The sequence below is a fragment of the Leptolyngbya sp. DQ-M1 genome (genome assembly GCF_039962505.1).
Taxonomy (GTDB): Bacteria; Cyanobacteriota; Cyanobacteriia; order Leptolyngbyales; family Leptolyngbyaceae; genus Leptolyngbya.
In genome coordinates this window covers 1,143,895-1,163,819 of record NZ_JAMPLJ010000001.1, presented here as the reverse complement: position 1 = coordinate 1,163,819, position 19,925 = coordinate 1,143,895, and the positions used below count along the sequence as shown (strand labels likewise).

The window sequence follows — 19,925 nt, the reverse complement described above, 5'->3', positions numbered from 1 at the left end:
CTGGAGTTTCTGTAATTGTTGATCACTATGGCTACAATATCTCACCTCCGTCGATCGCTCGTTGCTGCTGGAATTCTGGTGTCGGTTGCGATGCCTCAGGTGGCTTACGCTCAATCAGATGAGTTAGATAAATTGCTAGAACAGGGACGCGAGTTTGTTGAGGCGCGGAATTGGTCAGGAGCACTAGCAGCGTTTCAGCGGGCATCGGCGATCGACAATCGCAACGCTCGGATTTTCTCTGGAATGGGGTTTGCCTTTGCTCAGGAAGGGCGATTTCAAGAAGCGGCGGAAGCTTATCGTCAAGCGGTGGCGCTGGAATCGACCAATGCTGATTTTTTCTATGCGTTGGGATTCAGCCTGGCAAATCTGGGCAACGACAGCGAAGCCGAAGAGGCTTACCGTCAAGCGACCCAATTAGACAGGCGCAACGTGAATGCGTTTTTGGGGTTGGGAACGGTTCTTTCTCGTCAGGGACAGTTTTCTCAGGCGTTGTCAGCGTATCAGCAAGCCGCAAGACTCGATCGCCGCAGCGCCGAGGCGCAGGAATCGATCGGCTTAATGCTGCTGCAACTGGGACGAACAACGCAGGGGATGACTGCGCTGCAAGCAGCGACACGGTTAAATCCAAGGCGGACGAGTTCTCATGTTGCAATGGGCATTGCGCTGCTAGATCAAGGCAACTCACAAGCGGCGCTGAATGCGTTTAATCAAGCGGTGCGAATTGATCCAAGTAATTCTAAGCTGCACCTGCAAATTGGCAAGATTCTACGCGAGAAAGGCAATAATACCGCCGCTTTAAGCGCATTTCAGCGATCGGTGAATTTGGATCGAGAGTCAGCCGAAGCGCAGTTTGCGCTGGCAGAAGCGGCGCTGGCAAACAACGAAACGATGCGATCGGTGATGGCGTTTCGCGAGGTGATTAAGCTCGAACCGAATAACGCAGCAGCGCATTATCAAATGGGGCTTGCTTTGAGAGCGCGGAATTTCACCCAGGATGCGATCGAGGCGTTTCGCCGCGCCAAGATGCTGTTTGAGGAGCAAGGCAAGACCGACGAAATGAAAAAAGTAGAGCAGGCGCTCTCCGAAGCTAAGCCTTGACCAGTGACTTTAGGGTGGCTTCGGGCGATCGCGGGTTCCATCCGAGTTCGCGTCTTGCTTTGGAGCCATCGACACGCACACAGCGATCGTAAACATAATGAACTCGCTCGTTGTCGATCGGCGGTTGCCAACGGGCGACTCTGCCGATTGGATCGAGAACGCTGGCGACGAGACGCACGATCAATTCTGGAGCTTCGCGGGGAACAGGAATTCCAGTTTCTTGGCTGAAGATTTCAAACATTTCTCTAGTGGTCAAGTCGCCTGCAGAAATGATGTAATAGTCGCCAGATTTGCCGCGATCGACCGCAAGAATCATGGCTTCAGCGAGATCATCAACGTGAACAATTCCTGTCACTCGTCCGCCGCCTGCCCAAACTTTGAGCCGCCCATTTAGAAAGGCGTTCAGAACAGGCTTAAAGTGTGGATCATCGCTGCCGAAAATTCCAGAAGGCAGGACGCTGACGATCGATAATTCTTGGGTTTGATCGACTAATTGCTGCGCTTGGTATTTCGTGCGATCGTAAGCGGAAGAAAAGTCTTTTTGAGTGCGCTGAAAGGTTTCGTCAATCACTTTACCTTGCGTATCGCCAAAAATCCCGATCGTGCTGCAATAAATCAATTTAGGTAGATTAACTGCTTTTGCTGCTTCCAAAACGGCGCGAGTGCCTTCAACATTAACGCGCTCCATTTCTGCGGCATCAACAATTCCAAGCTCAACATAGGCAGCCGTATGAAACACAACATCGACATTTTGCATCGCCTCGCTCAGAGCAGCGCGATCGGTAATATCACCGTAAGCATATTGAATCTCGCACCCGGATAAACGAGACAGATTGCTCGATCGCCGCACGAAACCGATTACAGAATCGCCTCGATGCAAAAGTGCCTTAACCAGATGCGATCCGGTAAATCCATTTGCTCCAGTCACTAAAGCTTTCATAGGGATTTTTCGTACATTCGATAGGTTTTGTAGATTTTACCGCCCGCCGCTTCGATCAATTTGCGCGATCGAGAATTGTCTTCGTAAACCCAGGAAAGCTCAGCCCGTTTATAAGGTTTTCCCTTCTTTAATCCGCCTTGTAATCCCAAGTAAATTAATCCCAATGGAACCAATTTTCTTTGAAATTCTGGAAGTGAACATATCGCAATCACGCGACCCTGATCAATCCGGCGACGGTACCACAAGAACTTCAGAATCCCGACCCAATTGAGCCGACCATTCACAAATTTAAGCGGAATATTGTAGTCAGGCAATCCCATCCAGAACCCGACCATTTCTCCGTTGTATTCTGCAACCGGAAACACATCCGGATCGACTAAATCTTGCAGCGATCGCGCTTCTTCTAAAAATTCTTCAAGGGTGCGAGGAGTTGAACTCCAATTACTTGAAAATGCCTGATTAAACAAGTGATATAGATTAATACAATCTTGCTCAAATTCTTCGCCTTTTGTGTGCAAAGGTCGAAATGTCACGCCGGATTTACAAGCAATTCTGTAGCCTTTTTCAAATTCAGGCGAAAGCGGTTTATCTAATGGAAAATCGTAAGCATACGCATCTTTTGCCTTTGTCCAATCTAACTGCTCAATAAAAGTTGGATAATAGGACGGATTGTAAGGCATCATCACCATCGGAGGAGAATCGAAGCCATCGACCAAAAAGAGACAATTATTATGCGTTGAAAGGTCGATCGGGCCACGAACTTCTGTAATATCTAGCGATCGTAGCCAGTTTTCTGCCGCTTCAAACAGGGCGGCTGCGACTTGGATATCCTCAACACATTCAAAGAACCCAAAAATCCCGATCGGCTTGCCTTCACGCTCAATCAACCGATCATTCACGGCTGCCACAATTCGACCGATCGCCGTTCCGCGTGAGATGGCAATAAACTGCTTCAGCTTGCCGTATTGAAAAAATGGATTCTCTGGCTGAAACTTCTTCTGCACATCGCTCCGCAAGGGTGGCACCCAATTGGGATCATTTGCGTAGACGACCCAGGGAACATTGATGAACATTTCCTGTTCAGTCGCAGATGTAACCGGAAATACTTCAAAGGTTGGCATCGCTCATTCATTCATCTATCAGGTTAATGCTGACTATACCAGCCCCAATGCAAAAATTAGTTAGAACTAGGCTGATGCGGCAGCGTGAAGTAGAAGATACTTCCTTCGCCGCTGATCGACTCGACCCAAATTTTACCCTCATGCCGCTCTACAATCTTTTTCGCGATCGTCAGTCCTGCCCCTGTTCCGCCTCCATACTTGTTTGGGCCATGAAGCCGCTTGAAGATGCGGAAAATGCTATCAAGATGATGTTCTGGAATGCCAATGCCATTATCTTTGATATAGAAAGTTGTCACCATTTCTGGTGCTTCGTCGTCTACATACCGTTTCCGCGACGATCGCACCGGATCTAAAAAGCCAATTTCAACCCATTTCTCAGCGCGATCGTTGTATTTAATCGCATTGCTGATCAAGTTCGTAAACACTTCCCCCATCTGAACCTGATCGCACAGGACTATTGGCAACGATCGAGGAATCCGAATATCAACATCAGTTTGCTCTAAACTAATCCGCAGCACATCTAGAACTGTATGTACCAGTTCGTTTAAGTCCGTTTGCTTCAGTTCAAGCCCAACTCGCCCCAGACGCGAGAAATGCAGCAAGGAATTGATTAAATCTTCCATTCGCTGCGTCAATCTGACCAGTGTGTGCAGCTTTGAGACTCCATCTTCATTCAAAACATCTCCATAGTCTTCGATCAGAAAGCTGGAATAGTTGTGAATTCCCCGGAGTGGCTCTTTTAAGTCGTGTGAGGCAATGTAAGCAAACGAGTCGAGTTCACTGTTGCTGCGCTCTAGCTCAATGTTAATTTGGGCAAGTTCATCTGCTTGGCGTAGAACAATGCCGACGATCGCGCTTCTGAGGTCTAATACCGCTTCAATTTCGCAGGATTTCCAGGGCAAAGACTGACCGCGCACCGTTTCCTGCCATAGCGCAAAAGACTGACGCGGAGACAAGCGCACTTCTCCACTCTCGGAGATTTCCACGGGTTTATTAGGGTTTCCGCCCCAGTTTACGGTTTGCACCACTTCAGATCGAAACCATAAGATGTAGTTGCGATTGACGCGAGAAATGGCTAACGCTAACAGTCCTGAAGCAATGTCTCGAAAGGCTTCAGCGGCTGGATAGACTTTAGAGAGTGCTGCTGTGGAAAATACATTGCTTTCAAACTGCGTTTCTATCCAGGTCAACAAATCTCTGAGCTGATCTGAGGAGGGAGTCTGACCGATCGAATAAAATTGCTCATTCCAGCAAATCACTACACCCTGAGCATTAACGAGTTCTAAAAGATTCGATTCATTGCTCACCAAACCATCCAGCATATTCTTATGCTGCGGAATGACTTCGACAAAGTTCGACTGAATCTCCTTGAGCTTCATTTTGTAATCCAAGTCTTCATTTTCTTCTTTCGCTATCAGTTCTAGCGACATCACTTGCCCCAAAAACTCACAGGCAGTCCGCACTTCATAGGTGAGATAGTTCGCCGAGGCATGATGACAGGCAATCAATCCCCATAGTTTTTTGTTCTTGATCAGCGAGATGGACATCGAAGCACCAACGCTCATGTTCTGCAAATATTCGATATGCAGAGGTGAAACACTCCTCAACACAGATAGACTCAAATCTGTCACTTGATGGGTGATCGGATTGATAGTTGGAATCAATGCTGCGGGCTGATAACTAACATCTGGAATGATTCGCAACCCGTTAAGCGTATAAAGCTGCTTGGCTTGCTTGGGGATATCACTAGGAGGATAGTGCAATCCTAGATAAGGGGTAAGCGCATCGCGTTTGTCTTCAGCAACGACTTGTCCTGCGCCCTCCTCATTAAACCGATAGACCATCACACGATCGAAGTCGGTCAATCGCCGCACTTCCTTGACGATCAAATTGCACATTTCACTCAGGCTATGAGCATTTTGCAGCTTGTGAATCGTGCCTTTGACGAGATGATAAAACCCGAAAAAGTCGGCTCTTTTTTCACTGCGCGAGGGTTCTAGCTCCAAAATTAGCAATTCTGCCCTGCGATGAATGATGCCATCAAAAGCAAGAGTTTCTTGTGGAGTTGTAATTAACAGATGCAGCGGATTCACGCTCTCAAAATCTTCGTTCAAGCAGTCTGAAATGAATTGAATCTGCTTGGAATCGAGTAAGCAACTTAAAGGCTGATTCAGTAATTCTTCTGGAGATCGCTTCAATAAAGACGTACTGTTGCTGACTTGTACGATCGTTAAGTCCGGCTCACTCAAAACTAACAACACACCGTGCGGCTGAATTTTGCCGGGAATATGAATTAGTTCACGATCGCAGTTTGTGAGATTGATTTCTTCAGGGGCAATGTTTTCAGCTTGATTCGGTTGCCGCTCACTTGATTGGGACGCAGAACTAACACGATGAGCGGGCAATTGCATTGAGGATCGGGGGCAGAACGTCCTTTGTATTCTACCGAGTTCTCTTATCTACAGCCGAGCTAATTCTAGTCATTAGGCTGCTTCTCAGCGATATGTTTGCCTAAAAACCCGTCTTCGGGTAGATGCAATTCATAAAATCTTCTAGATCAGGTCATATAATCTAATTTTAGTCTACTAAACAATATCAGCCTTTGAATCTAAAGCGAGTGTTAGCCAATGGGAGAACAGAGTGCCATCCTGTTAGTTGTGGAAGATAGTGATGAAGATTTTGAAGCACTGCAACGAACAATTCGCCAAACTTCGATCGCCTGTCAGATTCAACGCTGTTCCGAGGGAGACGAAGCGTTAACTTTTCTCTTTTCTAGAGACTCACGGGAAACACTGTTTCCCCTGTCTGCTTTTCCGCCCTCGCTGATTCTGCTGGATCTGAACCTGCCGGGTATGGATGGACGAGATATCTTAGCGCGGTTAAAGCAAGATGAGGTTCTAAAGATGATTCCTGTGGTGGTACTATCTACCTCCAATAATCCTAAAGATATTCGAGGGTGCTACAGTCTTGGCGCAAATGCTTACCTAATTAAGCCGATCGATACCGTTAAATTTAAGCGAACAGTCCAACTATTTGTGGAGCATTGGTTTGAAGCTGTTACCCTGCCAAACGTGATCGATCGTGCCTGAATACCTTGTTTTTCTTGTCGTGGACAGGAATTCTTGTCCACATCAACACCTTAATAATTTCTTAATACTGCCTATACCTAAAGAGCGATTTGTCAGGAAATTCTAACGTCCTATGCTATGAGTAGCACCGGCAATTAGGGCGATTTATCTCATTATGGACGCTTCAAATCATTGCTTTATCTGCTCACATACATTGCTTTTACATATCCAACATCAAGAGAAATATTGGTACTGTAGCCATTGCCGTGAAAAGTTTTCAACTGATTTTCAACAGCGCACAAAGATTACAAATAGTGGATGGGTTTCTCCTAGTCAGCCTGAACGCCTAAGACCTCGCCCAATTCCTCATTTTGGTAGAACAACGACCCGCCCTCAGATGGAGAAGAGCGATCGTTATGCAACAACATCAAGCTATGTATAGATCTGCTGCTTGAACCGTAATCTGCTGTTCAAAAAAACACAGCTTTAGTATGCTCCAAACTGTTTTACGCAGAAGGCAATGGAAGCAACCCATTTCAAGAGAGATAAGCTGATTCATCACCGCTGCTTAAAAGGATTCCTTTGATCGTGATGCTTCCATCACGATCAAAGCAGTAACTTTATGTCTGTTGTTCTTCAAGCTGTGTTCCTTGCAAGTTAGCTCCTTCCAACAGAGCATCTGTTAAGTCAGCATTGGCAAAATTTGCATCTGTCAGATCAGTGTGATCGAGTTCTGCATTGCTCAGATTTGCGGCTTGAAAGTTGACAGAATCCAATTCAGCGCGGCTTAAGTCTGCTGATTGTAAATTCGCTTCACTCAAATCTGCATCACTCAAATCCGCATCTTCTAGATCTGCTTTGATCAAACTTGCTGCAATCAGATCTGCTTCTTCTAAGATAGCGGCTTCTAGATTTGCGCCTTCTAAATTCGCGTGATTGAGCATGGCATCGCGTAGATCTGCACCTGTTAAATCCGCTCCACTTAAGTCTGCATAGTTCAGTGCAGCTCCGCTGAGATCTGTTCGGCTTAGGTTTGCTCCACGCAAGTTTGCTCCATCCAAGATGGCACCATGCAGTATGCTTTCATGCAGATCAATACCTTCTAGTGATGCTTCTCGCAAATCTGCCACGCTGAAATCTCTTTCTCCTGCGGCATAACGCTCTAGTAGTTCTTGCTTATCCATTGCTGGCTCCGTTCTAGGCTGAATCACTATGCTTGATGATAGAAAAGTTACGCAAGCTCTTACGCCTTCCTATTGGTACACCTCCAGTAAAGAACGAAGAAGCAATGCTTTCTCGATTCGATGAACTAGAAAGCGTAGCGAATCTTGCAGTAAGGCAGACGATCGCTCAATAACTCGGTCAAACCTTCGATCAATGTTCCTTTGAAGCCGCGTCGATACCGCACATTCTTACCGCCTGTCTGAGAATATTTAGTCTCCTGAATGTCTGGTCGCCATAGAAGTGCTTCTCCCTGCGGATGCCAACCGAGATTCACTTCGTGCAGCTTGTCATTGTGCGTGAGGAAGATAATCTCAGCTTGAAGCTGTGCTTTGGCTCGATCGCTCAGCACATTATCTAATTGCTCAAATAGCTCAGAATAGTCTTCAAGCCAATGATCGTCGTAAATCACAGGAGCAAAGTTCACATGCACCTCATAGCCTGCATCCACAAAGTCATTGATGGCAGCAATGCGATCGGCGATCGGGGATGTGCGAATATCTACAATCTGTGCTTTCGCCTGTGGCATCAAACTAAAGCGAATCCGGGTCTTGCCTTGCGGGTCGTAATTCAATAATTCACGATTGACTCGCTTCGTGGCAAAGGTTGCCTTAGCATTCGGCAGCGTGCGGAACAATGCAATCAAATCCTTAACATTATCGCAAACGGCAGCATCGACCGAACAGTCGCTATTCTCACCAATCTCATACACCCAATACTGTGGATCAACCTGATTCGGCTCTAGCTTCATGCCTTGCTTGGTACTGTGGCGCTTGAGATATTGCTGAATGCGATCGATGTTCACAAACGTTGTAATCGGATTTGCAAAGCCCTTGCGCCGAGCCACATAGCAATTATGTGTCACAACGCCGTTTGCAACAAAGGACTCATATTTGGGAACATGAAAATTATGGACAGTCGTAGGCTGGCTGATGCGCTTAATGCTTGAAACTTTCTGATAACTCGGCATAAGTTGGATAAAACGATGGGAAGAGGAATTAAACAAAACTGCTTATGGTGCAGACGAAATACGACCGAGCAGTTGTTCTGCTGTAATCAGTGCGAACAGGCGCATACGGCAATGCTTGAAAAGCCCTTCAAGTCTTTTTACTCCTACCGTCAAGCCAGTCAGTCTCTAGGAAAAGATACACGAACAATTCGGCAGTATGAAGGCATCCTATTTGCTATTGATAAATCGCTTCCAAATCTGCACAGCAAGCTGAAAAATTGTCGGATTTGCGGTCAACTATCCAAAGCGCATGAGAATCGTAAAGGATATTGTCCAACCTGCTCAAAAGCAGGGGAAGGAAGAAAATCGCAAGCTAAAATCATTGCAGAACGCTACCTTGCACAAGGCAACCCAAACTATGTTAATGGCAGCGTTAACCAAACGTTTAGACATCGACGCAAAGGAAAAGAATGGGCTGGAAACATTCTTGAGCGCGATCGGGCTTGCCGATGCTGCGGAGAAACCAAAATTCTACAAGCCCATCACGTCATCCCTGTCGCCCTATTTCCACAATACGCCTTGGATTTGAACAATGGCATTACGCTGTGTGGGTATCATCACACAGAACTTCATCGTCTTCAGTTAGATCTCCAGCTTTTACCCATCCTCTACGAGTCATTATCGGATGTTCAGCCGTTACACGAAGCACTTGCTCACCAACCTGAATTTCAAGCACTTCGTCAACGTCCCGTTGAGCCGTTCCAGAAACGACGGCTTCTACAAGCTGTCCCGAAGAACTATCGTAAGCAAATACGACATCTCCATCCTGAATTTGCTCGACAGGTACTTGACCTTGAGGAGTAGAGATCAGGGTGCCAGAAGCAACACAATACGCGCAAGCCATCGCGCAGCCATTGGCATGAGAAGGCGCGACAAAATCAGAGCTACGACAATTCGGGCGGGCAGAAAGCGACTTCTTCATACCGAGAACTAAGGCCGATCGCTTAATCCGATTCCACTCTCCTACAGAATCTTCATTCCCGTGAAGGTCTGGAATTTGCCAGTGAGACTCAACTTCTGTGCGATCGGCATCGGGATACTGTGCAAAGATCTCGTGAGCGCGGGGATAGTCGAGAACCGCAGGTTCAAAATAAATCTGTTGAATGTTGAGAAGCCGAGTAATATCGTCGCTTGATGCGGTGGAATGCTGAAGTGATGAAGTCAAAGGACAGGTCTTATACTCTTCAACTCTAGTTTAGCGTTGCCGTCTAAACGGCTCAGTGAGGTGATCCGATGCGCGATGTAGGGATCTACGCTAGATGCGTTCCCGTCTAAAGAGTGAGGGCATTGAGAAGTGCTTCGATCACGATTAAGCGATCGTTTCTTCAAGTAAAGTGCTATGGCAGTTAGTTCTGATCCATTAGTCGATAAGGTTGTCCCTACCGAGTACCCGATCGAATCCATTCTCAAAAATCGCTGGAGTCCGCTTGCTTTTTCCGATCGTCCTGTTGAACCGGAAAAGCTTGCTAGTGTTCTCGAAGCGGCGCGATGGGCAGCCTCTTCCTTCAATGAGCAACCCTGGAGTTTTATTGTTGCAGCGAAAGACAACCCAGAGGAGTTCGATCGATTGCTTGGCTGTTTAGCAGAAGGAAATCAGGAATGGGCAAAGAGCGCTCCGATACTGATGATTTCAGTGGCTAAGCTCAATTTTGAAAAGAATGGCAATGAAAATCGTCATGCCTTTCATGATGTGGGAGCAGCAGAAGCAAATCTAGCCGCTCAAGCGACCGCGTTAGGTCTTCATGTTCACCAAATGGCGGGCTTTGATGTTGCCAAAGCAAAAGAACTGTATGGCATTCCTCAAGGATATGAACCTGTTGATGCGATCGCGCTAGGGTATCTCGGTGATCCTCATCAGTTATCGGAGCGATTGCAGCAAAGACTATCGGCTCCACGATCGCGCAAACCGATTCAGGATTTTGTCTTTACCGGACGCTGGCAGCAATCCTCAAACTTGATTTAATGGCTTTGGTGCGAACACGCAAAGTGGACTCGCACCTAACTGCACTTCTGAATAAAATCAATCACTTCGTGCATAAATCCCGGTTTGGTCACCATCAGCACCGTAGAATCTGGTGCTAAAATCGTGCTGCCGTTGGGAATCTCCAGATCCATTTGGGAGTGAGGTTGATAGCCAATAATCAAAGAGCCACGCGGAAATCGAGGATCTTGCGCCACCTCTGCCACACTGCGACCGACTACGTTGCAATTCGGCGAAATCGACAGCTTAAACACTTCAATCTGACCCTGCTCAAAGTGCATCATCGATTCCACTTCCGGGTACTCGATCAAATTCACCATTGTCGAAACCGCAAGCTCGATCGCATTGATCACATGAGTTGCCCCGGCAAATCGATACGGCTCAGCAAAATCCTTGTGCCGCATTCTGACCATAATCATCGGCACACCATAATGCTTTGCCAGCGTCACCATTGCTAAATTCAAAGCATCATCCCGCAGCACCGCCGCGATCGCATCCGCCTTACGAATTCCAGCTTCAATCAGCACTTCGGTACTTACCGCACTGCCCTCGAATGCCATCACCCCTAACTGTTCCCGCGCATACCGACAAGCCGCAGGATTCACATCAATCACTGCAACCGTATGCCCCAGAGCAATGAGACGCTGAGCCAGATTTAGACCGATCAGACCCGCGCCTCCGATTAAAACGTACATAGACCTTCTGACTCACGATGATGCTTCTAGCCTAAAGCATGAGCAATCAAAAACCGGATCTTTTAGTCAAGCTTGAGCGAATTAACCGGAACTTCGTCCCAAGATTTAACGAGGCGCATCCGGGCAACCCAACCTTCTGCTTTTTGTTTGTCGGTCAGATTTGCTTCAAAGGATTCGTGGCATTCTTGCGCTTGAGATTCATTGCAGCAGGCGATACACGCATACATCAGCCCCGATGGATCAACTTGTTCGTTTACCCAAATTGCCATAATTGTGTCCTCCAAGACCCTACAGAGAATTTTGCCATATTTACGAGGAGCTTGTTGCCATGTGCGTTAGTGCTTCTCCCGTCACTCGACAGATTCGCCAGTCTGGAAGCACCGTTGCCCCCATGCGTTTGTAAAATCCGATCGCGCTTTCGTTCCAGTCCAAGACGCTCCACTCTAAACGCCCACAGCCCCGAGCTACTGCGATCCCAGCCAATTCTGTTAGCAGTGCTTTACCGATCCCCCATCCTCGATAGTCGGGTCGAACAAAGAGGTCTTCTAGGTATATTCCCGGCTTTGTCAAAAAAGTTGAATAGTTGTGTAGAAATAGTGCAAAGCCGATCGCTTTATTTTCAACAATGGCGACAAGTGCCTCTACGTAAGGCTTTTCGCCAAAAAGGTGATTGTGGAGATGATCGATCGATCCCGTAACTTGATGGGACAATTTTTCATATTCCGCGAGTGCCTGAATCAAGGCGAAAATCTCAGGCACATCAGCAGGAGTCGCAGGACGAATTTCAAACATAAAATTATGAGTTTCAAGTTGCAGCAACTCAAAACTCATAACTCATATTTCGGGGATTGACTAGCCTAACCAGCCCTTTAACCGCTCTGCAATTTGAGGTCTTCTCAACTTCCGCATCGCTTTACTTTGAATTTGGCGCACCCGTTCTCGCGATAGGTTGAACATTCCGCCCACTTCTTCAAGCGTACAAGGCTTGCTGGTGGTCAGACCATAGCGCAATGAGATGATGTCTTTCTCACGCTCGGTCAGAACATTGCCCAACACATCCCAAATCTCTTGGCGCAACATAGTTTCACTCATTTGGGACTCTGGCGATTGTGTATCTCCATCTTCGAGCAAATCCATCAATTCTGTATCTTCACCTTTACCAACTCGGTGATTTAACGAAAGCGATTGACGGCGAACTTGTTGGAGATGCTGTAATTGCTCAACGGTTAATTCGAGCGATTGAGCCATTTCTGCTTCAGTTGGATTGCGCCCGAGTTCGCGCTTGAGTTCGCGATGCGCTTTTTTCAGTTTGTTGAGCTTTTCAACAATATGAATGGGTAAGCGAATGGTGCGAGCATCATTCGCGATCGTTCGCGTGATCCCCTGCCGAATCCACCAGTACGCATAGGTTGAAAACTTATAGCCTTTGTCGGGATCAAACTTTTCGGTTGCCCGATTTAATCCTAAAGCCCCTTCTTGAATTAAATCTAAGAATGGAACACCGCGATTGAGATATCGTTTCGCAATCGAGACGACTAAGCGGAGATTCGATCGAATCATCTTCCGCTTTGCCACACGACTGCGGTGTAATCGATGTTCTAATTGCCTTTCGGTCAAGCCCATACGTTCTGCCAACTCGGCTTTGGTGGGCATATGACCTAATTCGCTATAAAGCTTACGTTGTACCTCATCCACTTCTACAAGATACTGTACTCGCCGAGCTAATTCGACTTCTTCATCGGCTTTAAGGAGCGGGTAACGCGCCATTTCTTTAAAGAATGCGCCAACCGCATCATCCGCAACGGTTTTGTTATATCCAGACGATCGAGCCGATGCCATCTGATCAATTTCAGATTCACCGGAATCGGTTGAGTCTTCTAAATCAGCGGCAACCGAAGTCAGTTCGAGTAAATCAGGTTCAATTTCGATCGGAGTGCTGTCTGCGAAATCGGCTTCTAATTGCAAAGAGTCCACTGAATCTAACTCAGCAACGTCCATTGCAAAGTCCAAATCACTAGAGAGGGCTTCTGTGTGAGAACTGTTGCTTTGTTCGTTCATAGTGATGTGATATTGAGGTAGTTTTACGCGATCGAGTTAATGAGAGAGTTGCCAGTTAAGTGATCAATTTAGGCTGAAGATTTAAGCCAGTATTGAGTCGTTTTATCTTGAATGTTTTCTAATTAAATTTGAATCATGTAGCCTTAGAACTCCTCCTGAACCTATGACGAATTTGTAAGTTTGGTGAGAAACTTTTTGGAAACGTTTAGTTTATGAGCAGGATAGAAAGTCTGCTCGGAACCGCCGTCTCTGAATCGGGAGGAATCCTGGAGATGCGTTTTCAGCTTCGGCACGTTTCCGATTCGCTGGAGTAGCGAATTGCACTTGAATCGAGTTAGAAATTTTGCCCATAAGACAAGATCTCGAACCGTCCGGTTGCTATAACAGACTCTCATACCCGTTCCGATTTTCATCTCTACCAATGGTGGGAAAAGCCAAAGCCAGAGGTTTCAATCTATCTTTAGACAAGTCCTCAGCCATTAGGGCGATCGATCCGGTACACTCAGTCTCACGTTAAAATTAATCAATAGTTCATCCGCACTGCATTACTTTCGATTTCTTGGTAATTTCATACCGTAGTTTTTCTTCCTTACAGGACTTCTTAAGTTTTTCTCTTCATTTGCTGATATGTCTGAGTTGCAATCTGTGGCGGAATCGAGGGCAGAGTATTTGACTGCGCCAATGTGGGTTGAGGTATTAGTGGATTGTCCGGGGGCGCAGGGAGTGTTCACCTATTCTGTGCCGTCTGGATTGCGGGTGCAGCCTGGGGACATTCTCAGTGTTCCGTTTGGGGCACAGCAAGTAGGGGGAATTGCAGTTCGGGTACTGAATGATCTGCCGAAGTTAGAGCAGATTCGATCGATTGATTCGATTGTGAGTGCAGGCTTTTTCCCAGCATCGTATTGGACATTGCTCGATCGCGTGGCACGTTATTATCAGACTTCGCTGATGCAGGTGGTGCGAGTGGCTTTACCGCCGGGATTGTTAGCGCGATCGCAAAGACGCATTCGATTGATTAATCCCGAAGCGAATGAAGTCTTTCTCAATCCTGCCGCGCAACAAATTCTCAAGCTGCTAAAAGCGAGTAAAACTAAAGGCTATTCCTGGCAATTCATTCAGCGACAGGTCAAAGGGGCGCATCGGGGACTTCAGGACTTACTGAAGCTCAATTATGTCGAAAGCTATCTAGAGCCGCCTGCAACGATTCGACCGCAACTGCGACAAGCTGTGATCCTGGTTTCGATACAGACAGAGTTACGAGAACGTCAGCGCGAGATTTTAGAAGTTCTGAAGCGCAACGGAGGTGAGATGTGGCTGACTGACTTGCTGCAGCATTGCCGCACGACTTCTGCAACGGTGAAGCGGCTGCAAGAGCAAGGCTGTGTGATTCTTCAAGGTCGGGAAGTTCTGCGGAGTGAACACAGTCCACAAGTTAATCATGATGCTGCTAAATCACTCACCCCGGATCAAGCTCAAGCACTAGAGCGAATTCAAGCGGTAACGGGATTTGAACAGATCTTGCTGCATGGTGTGACCGGATCAGGAAAGACTGAAGTTTACTTGCAAGCGATCGCCCCGATTCTAGAGCGCGGTCAATCTGCCTTAGTGTTAGTGCCTGAGATTGGATTAACGCCACAGTTAACCGATCGCTTTCGGGCGCGATTTGGTGATCAAGTCTGTGTGTATCACAGTGCGCTCTCTGATGGGGAACGGTTCGATACTTGGAGACAGATGCTCACAGGTTCGCCACAAGTTGCGATCGGGACACGATCAGCAATTTTCGCGCCGCTCCCCAATTTAGGATTAATTGTGCTGGATGAGGAGCATGATTCAAGCTTTAAGCAGGATCAGCCTGCTCCTTGTTATCATGCGCGATCCGTGGCGCAATGGCGTGCTGAACTAGAAGATTGTCCCTTGATTCTCGGATCTGCAACGCCTTCGCTAGAGTCTTGGTTAACGGCGCAATCTTCAACTTATCTATCGTTACCGAAGCGCATCTTAGATCGACCTTTACCGCAGATTGACGTGATTGATATGCGGCGGGAACTGCACGATCGCAATAGCTCAATTTTGAGCCGATCGTTGCAATCTAAACTGAAGAAACTCAAAGAAAACAATCAAAAAGGACTGTTATTCATTCATCGTCGCGGACACAGTACCTTTGTGTCTTGTCGCAGTTGTGGCTATGTGATGGACTGTCCGAACTGTGATGTTTCGCTCTCCTATCATCATGTTCACGAAAATGCTCAACCGCTTTTAAGATGCCACTACTGTAATCACACTCAGAGTCAACCAGAGCGCTGTCCCGCTTGTGGTTCATCGTATTTCAAAAACTTTGGAAGCGGCACTCAACGAGTGGTTCAAGAACTCGCTAAGCTATTTCCTGACTTAAAAACAATTCGATTCGACAGTGATACGACTCGTGCTAAAGGAGCGCATCGAGCATTGTTAAGCCAATTTGCTCACGGTGACGCAGATTTATTAGTGGGAACACAAATGCTTACCAAGGGGATTGATCTCCCTCAAGTCACCCTGGTCGGAATCATCTCAGCCGATGGTTTACTCAACTTGGCAGACTTTCGAGCGAGTGAAAGAGCCTTTCAAACCTTGGTACAGGTGGCAGGACGCGCCGGACGAGGCACTGAACCGGGACGAGTGATTCTACAAACCTATGCTCCCGAAAATCCGGTGATCCAAGCGGTCAAACGCCAGCAGTATGAACCTTTTGTCGCCAGCGAACTCGAACAACGATCGCTGCTCAACTATCCCCCTTACGGACGCTTGGTGTTGCTGCGATTTAGCGGTCTCAATGCCAGCACCGTTCAGTCCACTGCAGAAACGATCGCCGACCTCTTACTTAAATCCGACGAAGATTATCAAGTTTTAGGCCCTGCACCCGCAACCATTGTCAGAATCGCTCAGCGCTACCGATGGCAAATCTTACTCAAGCTGACTGACGATCGCATTCCTGATGTGATGGAACTGCGATCGCACTGTCCCTCGACGGTGAGTTTAACGATCGATGTCGATCCAATGAACCTAATGTAATCGCGCTTCCGGCAGAATTAGCATCGCATCACCAAAAGAATAGAAGCGATATTCGTTCTCGATCGCATCCTGGTACAGCTTTAACAACCGCTCACGTCCAATCAAGGCGCTGACTAACATCAATAAACTGGACTTTGGTAAGTGAAAATTTGTAATCAAACCGTTAACGGTGCGCCACTCATAGCCCGGATAGATAAATAAATTTGTCTTGCCGCAGTAAGGTTCAATCTGACCCGACTGCGATGCCCCTTCGAGCGATCGCACCACAGTTGTCCCCACCGCAAACACTCGTCCCCCTCTCGCTTGCGTTTCTCGAATCTTCTCCACCGCTTTCGGAGAAACCTCGATCCATTCTCCGTGCATCTGATGTTGCGTGATATCTTCAACTTCGACCGGACGAAACGTGCCTACCCCAACGTGCAGCGTAATAAAAGTCTTTTCGATGCCCTTTTGCTCTAAACGTTCTAGAAGTTCGGGCGTGAAGTGGAGTCCTGCGGTCGGTGCGGCAACCGCTCCCCTGCGATCGGCGTACACAGTTTGATACCGATTGGGTTCTGCTTCAGTTTCGTGGATATATGGGGGTAGAGGCACTTCGCCAAACTGGTCAATCACTTCAAGCAGAGATCGGCCGTCTGAAGCCTGAAATTGCAGAATCCGCCCGCGTGTCTCTGGATCACTCGCTAAAATCGATGCCGTCAACTCAACCTCGGTCTCCCCATGCGGCTTAAACACAATTTGATTGCCAGGCTTCAAACGCCTTCCAGGTTTGACCAATGCTAACCACTGATTTTGCTGATGTTCTTCGAGCAGCAGAATCTCCACTTCAGTCCCCGTCGTTTTGTGCCCGTGCAGTCGCGCCGGAATGACCTGCGTGTTATTCAACACCAGCAAATCCCCAGGACGCAGAATCTCATCTAGCTCCCGAAAAATCCGATGACAGTGCTGAGTTTGACTTTCAATCACGAGCAGCCGCGCACTATCCCTTGGAGTGGCGGGATTCTGAGCAATACGCTCTTCAGGTAAATGATAGTCATAAGCCGAAAGGAGTTGGTCAGCTTCCACGGTCATAATTAGGGGCGATCGTTACAGGTGAGTGGTTAGTATTTTCGGATAATTTTGATCCGGATCACTCAATAATTTACAAAATGGGTGAGATTCCCCAGGCGATATCGGGGGCTTCTCCCCTATTGCAATCGTGGGTGCTACCGCACAATAGAAATGTAAGCCGCATTTGCTAGGTGTCAATTCTATGGAGTACCTCTACTACCTCGCGAATGCCAGTCTAACCCTGAGAATTGTGGAACACTTGCATCACTCGAAGCAACTCCCGCTCAGCTTCTTGACTGTCATTCACCAAATCGATGGTTGGGTTGTCAGGGTTAAGCTATCTCAGGCGATCGATGCCCAGACCGAAGGCGATTTTAGAGCGTTTCTAAATGAGTTAGGCATTCCTTATTGTCCAAACATTCGCATTCAAATGGTATTGTGGGGACTCGAAACAGGACAATCCCCGATCGATGTGATGCAGCGCTATCAAGTGGCAGTGGTTTCGCATGGTAGCCCCGAACGCGAAGAAATCGAAGAGTTCCGCAAGCAGTTTGTTCAAGGGTTGGGATATTGCCCCGAAACGCTGGCTTAACTAAATGGTTTAACTAAACGCATCGCGGATATAGTTTTGTATTGAGAATTGATTTTTGGTGAGGTGGGGGGAAGTCGCCGCAGAAGGCTGATTTCCCCTTTTTCGTGTCTGAGCCTGATATCGGACGAGGGCAACATCAAAGCGACAAGGGAATTCTGACAGGTGTGGATGCGTGAGCAAAAAGAACTTTGCTGTGGTGAGGAGTTTTCTTTGCTTGGCTGGCGTGATTGATAGAACCCCATCGCTGTCCCAATTGCCTCGACTGCGGGTTTTGACTTCGACAAAGGCAACGATGCTCGCACCGCGCTCTGCGATCGCATCGCTGGTTTTGACCACCAGATCGAGTTCACCCGATCGACAAGTCCATTGGCGCGCCAAGATTAGCGCTCCCTGTGACTGAAGCCAGTCCGCAACGAAGTCTTCGCCGGAGGTTCCGAGATTAGATGTCGAATTCGGCTGATCCACAGGTAGGATTTTTAAAGTGTTCTCTTTAAAACATTCCCTAATTTTGCCAATGCGTTCTAATTGCTTAAAAAGTTTCGTTTGCGCGGTCGTGGCTCTATTCGCGTCTTGGATGCTCTTCGCTGCACCCGTTTTTGCGCTGGACTACACCAAAGAAATCCTAATCGGGGCTGATTTTTCAGGGCAGGATTTAACCGATTCGGAGTTTACCAAAGCGAATTTGCGCGACGGTAATTTGAGCCATACGAACTTGAGAGGCGTGAGATTTTTTGCGACGAACCTAGACCGAGCGAACTTAGAAGGGGCAGATTTGCGCGACTGTGTACTGGATTCAGCCCGATTAACCCGCGCCAACTTGACCAATGCCAATTTAGAAGGCGCATTTGCGGCAAATGCAAAATTTGAGGGCGCGATCATCGATGGAGCCGACTTTACCGATGTTCTGCTCAGACCCGATGCCCAAAAGATTCTGTGCTCTGTGGCAAAGGGAACGAATCCGACAACCGGACGCGACACCCGCGAAACGCTTTACTGTGACTGATTTTCTTTCGCTTGTCTCGCGGCAAGCCGCACTTGCCAAGCTCGAATTGCCATCGCTGTTCTCATCATTGGCGAGACGAATTCGTGACTTGCTGCGGTAGGTTCAGTTTGAGAGAGCGGATGATGGCTTAAACAAGGGCGCAAGCTATCTAAATGTGCTTCGAGTTCTAGCGCCCGAAATACCTCATCGGCGGACTTGAAGCGATCGCACGTCGAGGCTTGCAGCATTTTGTCGAGAATACGCCCAAAATAATCGCTGACTCTCACCAGTTTTCGCCACTGCAATTCCCCCGTATAAGCATCGTAGTCTTGTTCGGTGGGAACCCGTCCCCCCAACAGATACAAGCAGGTAATTCCGAGCGCATAAATATCGCTCGAATATACCGGACGCATGGCAACTTGTTCGGGCGGCGCAAATCCGATCGTCCCTACAAATCGGGTGACAAGCGATCGAGAAGTCGGCTCAGATAATGAGATGCGCTCTTTTACCGCTCCAAAATCGATCAGCGCCCAACGTCCATCTTCTCGACAGCGCACGATATTTGAGGGCTTGATATCTCGGTGAATCACCCGCTGAGCGTGAACGTACTGCAACAACGGCAGAAACTCTTTCAGAAACTGTTTGACGGCTGCTTCTGTCCATACGCCGAATTTCTGCACATCTTGAGCGAGCGTCCGTCCCCGAATGAATTCTTGAGCGAGATAAAAGATGCCCTCGATCTCGAAATAATCCAGCAGTTGTGGAATTTGTGAATGGCTCCCCAACCGCGCTAACGTTTTCGCCTCTTGTTCAAATCGCTGACGGGCTTTTTTCAGAGCGGCGGGGTCGCGGACTTTGGGGCAAAGCTGCTTGATCACACAGTGAGGATGTCCCGGCAAGCGGGTATCCCGCGCCAGGTACGTTACACCAAAGCCACCTCGACCCAGCATCCGATCGATCAAATACCGATCGCGTAATAACCGATCGGACTGACTCAAATCGATCCGCTGCTGTGAAGAATCCGCGCCAAAGCTCATGTCGCACTACACCATCATGCAAACGCAC

Annotated in this window: 20 protein-coding genes; 7 read left to right on the top strand and 13 right to left on the bottom strand. The window is 47.7% G+C overall.

Translation table 11 applies throughout. The features are described from left to right. Positions 1-27 precede the first annotated feature (27 nt). Positions 28-1,098: a tetratricopeptide repeat protein gene (locus NC981_RS05625; RefSeq protein ID WP_348241930.1), complete on the top strand. Its 1,071-nt coding sequence runs from the start codon at positions 28-30 to the stop codon at positions 1,096-1,098. On the opposite strand, the gene NC981_RS05620 is transcribed toward NC981_RS05625, so the two are convergent. From NC981_RS05620 to NC981_RS05610, 3 genes are read right to left on the bottom strand one after another with little or no spacing between them, the layout of a single operon-like run. Continuing rightward, on the bottom strand, positions 1,088-2,038 hold the full coding sequence (locus tag NC981_RS05620; RefSeq protein WP_348241928.1) for an NAD-dependent epimerase/dehydratase family protein: 951 nt from the start codon (positions 2,036-2,038) through the stop codon (positions 1,088-1,090). The genes NC981_RS05625 and NC981_RS05620 overlap by 11 nt on opposite strands. Then, positions 2,035-3,159 (bottom strand): hypothetical protein, encoded by a 1,125-nt coding sequence (locus tag NC981_RS05615; RefSeq protein WP_348241926.1) that lies wholly within the window; start codon positions 3,157-3,159, stop codon positions 2,035-2,037. The genes NC981_RS05620 and NC981_RS05615 overlap by 4 nt, the downstream gene beginning before the upstream one ends. Positions 3,160-3,215: 56 nt before the next feature. Next, positions 3,216-5,570 carry an ATP-binding protein gene (locus NC981_RS05610; protein WP_348241924.1) on the bottom strand — a complete coding sequence of 785 codons (2,355 nt, stop codon included), beginning with the start codon at positions 5,568-5,570 and terminating at the stop codon, positions 3,216-3,218. Between the two features lie 216 nt (positions 5,571-5,786). On the opposite strand from NC981_RS05610, the gene NC981_RS05605 reads away from it, so the two are divergent. Next, complete coding sequence (locus NC981_RS05605; protein ID WP_348241922.1) at positions 5,787-6,248, top strand: response regulator; 462 nt, start codon at positions 5,787-5,789, stop codon at positions 6,246-6,248. 599 nt (positions 6,249-6,847) lie between these two features. On the opposite strand, the gene NC981_RS05600 is transcribed toward NC981_RS05605, so the two are convergent. Continuing rightward, complete coding sequence (locus tag NC981_RS05600; RefSeq protein ID WP_190375580.1) at positions 6,848-7,411, bottom strand: pentapeptide repeat-containing protein; 564 nt, start codon at positions 7,409-7,411, stop codon at positions 6,848-6,850. Between the two features lie 125 nt (positions 7,412-7,536). Further along, positions 7,537-8,418 carry a spore photoproduct lyase family protein gene (locus NC981_RS05595; RefSeq protein WP_348241920.1) on the bottom strand — a complete coding sequence of 294 codons (882 nt, stop codon included), beginning with the start codon at positions 8,416-8,418 and terminating at the stop codon, positions 7,537-7,539. Positions 8,419-8,707: 289 nt separating this feature from the next. Here NC981_RS05595 and NC981_RS05590 point away from each other — a divergent pair, with 289 nt between their 5' ends. Next, on the top strand, positions 8,708-8,986 hold the full coding sequence (locus NC981_RS05590) for a hypothetical protein (protein WP_348241918.1): 279 nt from the start codon (positions 8,708-8,710) through the stop codon (positions 8,984-8,986). Between the two features lie 9 nt (positions 8,987-8,995). On the opposite strand, the gene NC981_RS05585 is transcribed toward NC981_RS05590, so the two are convergent. Next, positions 8,996-9,580 carry a spore photoproduct lyase family protein gene (locus NC981_RS05585; RefSeq protein WP_348242049.1) on the bottom strand — a complete coding sequence of 195 codons (585 nt, stop codon included), beginning with the start codon at positions 9,578-9,580 and terminating at the stop codon, positions 8,996-8,998. 216 nt (positions 9,581-9,796) lie between these two features. On the opposite strand from NC981_RS05585, the gene NC981_RS05580 reads away from it, so the two are divergent. Beyond that, entirely contained in the window at positions 9,797-10,420 is a 624-nt protein-coding gene (locus tag NC981_RS05580) for a nitroreductase family protein (protein ID WP_348241916.1), read from the top strand. A 35-nt stretch (positions 10,421-10,455) separates the two neighbouring features. Here the strand turns inward: NC981_RS05580 and NC981_RS05575 are convergent, their stop codons facing one another. The 4 genes from NC981_RS05575 to NC981_RS05560 all read right to left on the bottom strand — a co-directional run bounded on the left by NC981_RS05575 (position 10,456) and on the right by NC981_RS05560 (position 13,131). Next, positions 10,456-11,133 (bottom strand): TrkA family potassium uptake protein, encoded by a 678-nt coding sequence (locus NC981_RS05575; protein ID WP_190375577.1) that lies wholly within the window; start codon positions 11,131-11,133, stop codon positions 10,456-10,458. Positions 11,134-11,195: 62 nt separating this feature from the next. Further along, positions 11,196-11,402: a glycogen debranching protein gene (locus NC981_RS05570; protein ID WP_190375576.1), complete on the bottom strand. Its 207-nt coding sequence runs from the start codon at positions 11,400-11,402 to the stop codon at positions 11,196-11,198. A 40-nt stretch (positions 11,403-11,442) separates the two neighbouring features. Beyond that, on the bottom strand, positions 11,443-11,964 hold the full coding sequence (locus NC981_RS05565; protein WP_348241914.1) for a GNAT family N-acetyltransferase: 522 nt from the start codon (positions 11,962-11,964) through the stop codon (positions 11,443-11,445). Positions 11,965-11,985: 21 nt separating this feature from the next. After that, entirely contained in the window at positions 11,986-13,131 is a 1,146-nt protein-coding gene (locus tag NC981_RS05560) for an RNA polymerase sigma factor, RpoD/SigA family (protein WP_190375637.1), read from the bottom strand. 687 nt (positions 13,132-13,818) lie between these two features. Between NC981_RS05560 and priA the strand changes: the two genes are divergently transcribed. After that, positions 13,819-16,239, top strand: a complete 2,421-nt coding sequence (gene priA / locus NC981_RS05555; RefSeq protein WP_348241912.1) for a primosomal protein N' — start codon at positions 13,819-13,821, stop codon at positions 16,237-16,239. Here the strand turns inward: priA and queA are convergent. Then, positions 16,231-17,307, bottom strand: a complete 1,077-nt coding sequence (gene queA / locus NC981_RS05550; protein ID WP_348241910.1) for a tRNA preQ1(34) S-adenosylmethionine ribosyltransferase-isomerase QueA — start codon at positions 17,305-17,307, stop codon at positions 16,231-16,233. The genes priA and queA overlap by 9 nt on opposite strands. A gap of 181 nt (positions 17,308-17,488) precedes the next feature. Between queA and NC981_RS05545 the strand changes: the two genes are divergently transcribed. Then, the gene (locus NC981_RS05545; RefSeq protein WP_190375573.1) at positions 17,489-17,878 is read left to right on the top strand and encodes a hypothetical protein; all 390 of its coding nucleotides are present in this window, start codon (positions 17,489-17,491) and stop codon (positions 17,876-17,878) included. A 9-nt stretch (positions 17,879-17,887) separates the two neighbouring features. On the opposite strand, the gene NC981_RS05540 is transcribed toward NC981_RS05545, so the two are convergent. Next, positions 17,888-18,343: a YraN family protein gene (locus NC981_RS05540; RefSeq protein ID WP_348241908.1), complete on the bottom strand. Its 456-nt coding sequence runs from the start codon at positions 18,341-18,343 to the stop codon at positions 17,888-17,890. A gap of 109 nt (positions 18,344-18,452) precedes the next feature. Here NC981_RS05540 and NC981_RS05535 point away from each other — a divergent pair, with 109 nt between their 5' ends. After that, positions 18,453-18,881: a pentapeptide repeat-containing protein gene (locus NC981_RS05535; protein ID WP_348242048.1), complete on the top strand. Its 429-nt coding sequence runs from the start codon at positions 18,453-18,455 to the stop codon at positions 18,879-18,881. Here the strand turns inward: NC981_RS05535 and NC981_RS05530 are convergent. Continuing rightward, complete coding sequence (locus NC981_RS05530; RefSeq protein ID WP_348241906.1) at positions 18,869-19,897, bottom strand: serine/threonine-protein kinase; 1,029 nt, start codon at positions 19,895-19,897, stop codon at positions 18,869-18,871. The two genes, NC981_RS05535 and NC981_RS05530, sit on opposite strands and share 13 nt — an antisense overlap. Positions 19,898-19,925: the final 28 nt, after the last annotated feature.

Excerpts from the sequence above, each read along its gene's own strand:
- NC981_RS05590 (WP_348241918.1), top strand. The coding sequence starts at position 8,708 with ATGAGAATCGTAAAGGATATTGTCCAACCTGCTCAAAAGCAGGGGAAG.
- NC981_RS05600 (WP_190375580.1), bottom strand. The coding sequence starts at position 7,411 with ATGGATAAGCAAGAACTACTAGAGCGTTATGCCGCAGGAGAAAGAGAT.
- NC981_RS05530 (WP_348241906.1), bottom strand. The coding sequence starts at position 19,897 with ATGAGCTTTGGCGCGGATTCTTCACAGCAGCGGATCGATTTGAGTCAG.
- NC981_RS05580 (WP_348241916.1), top strand. The coding sequence starts at position 9,797 with ATGGCAGTTAGTTCTGATCCATTAGTCGATAAGGTTGTCCCTACCGAG.
- NC981_RS05625 (WP_348241930.1), top strand. The coding sequence starts at position 28 with ATGGCTACAATATCTCACCTCCGTCGATCGCTCGTTGCTGCTGGAATT.
- NC981_RS05570 (WP_190375576.1), bottom strand. The coding sequence starts at position 11,402 with ATGGCAATTTGGGTAAACGAACAAGTTGATCCATCGGGGCTGATGTAT.
- NC981_RS05545 (WP_190375573.1), top strand. The coding sequence starts at position 17,489 with ATGGAGTACCTCTACTACCTCGCGAATGCCAGTCTAACCCTGAGAATT.
- NC981_RS05620 (WP_348241928.1), bottom strand. The coding sequence starts at position 2,038 with ATGAAAGCTTTAGTGACTGGAGCAAATGGATTTACCGGATCGCATCTG.
- NC981_RS05560 (WP_190375637.1), bottom strand. The coding sequence starts at position 13,131 with ATGGACGTTGCTGAGTTAGATTCAGTGGACTCTTTGCAATTAGAAGCC.
- queA (WP_348241910.1), bottom strand. The coding sequence starts at position 17,307 with ATGACCGTGGAAGCTGACCAACTCCTTTCGGCTTATGACTATCATTTA.
- NC981_RS05535 (WP_348242048.1), top strand. The coding sequence starts at position 18,453 with ATGCTCTTCGCTGCACCCGTTTTTGCGCTGGACTACACCAAAGAAATC.
- NC981_RS05575 (WP_190375577.1), bottom strand. The coding sequence starts at position 11,133 with ATGTACGTTTTAATCGGAGGCGCGGGTCTGATCGGTCTAAATCTGGCT.
- NC981_RS05615 (WP_348241926.1), bottom strand. The coding sequence starts at position 3,159 with ATGCCAACCTTTGAAGTATTTCCGGTTACATCTGCGACTGAACAGGAA.
- priA (WP_348241912.1), top strand. The coding sequence starts at position 13,819 with ATGTCTGAGTTGCAATCTGTGGCGGAATCGAGGGCAGAGTATTTGACT.
- NC981_RS05595 (WP_348241920.1), bottom strand. The coding sequence starts at position 8,418 with ATGCCGAGTTATCAGAAAGTTTCAAGCATTAAGCGCATCAGCCAGCCT.
- NC981_RS05610 (WP_348241924.1), bottom strand. The coding sequence starts at position 5,570 with ATGCAATTGCCCGCTCATCGTGTTAGTTCTGCGTCCCAATCAAGTGAG.
- NC981_RS05565 (WP_348241914.1), bottom strand. The coding sequence starts at position 11,964 with ATGAGTTTTGAGTTGCTGCAACTTGAAACTCATAATTTTATGTTTGAA.
- NC981_RS05605 (WP_348241922.1), top strand. The coding sequence starts at position 5,787 with ATGGGAGAACAGAGTGCCATCCTGTTAGTTGTGGAAGATAGTGATGAA.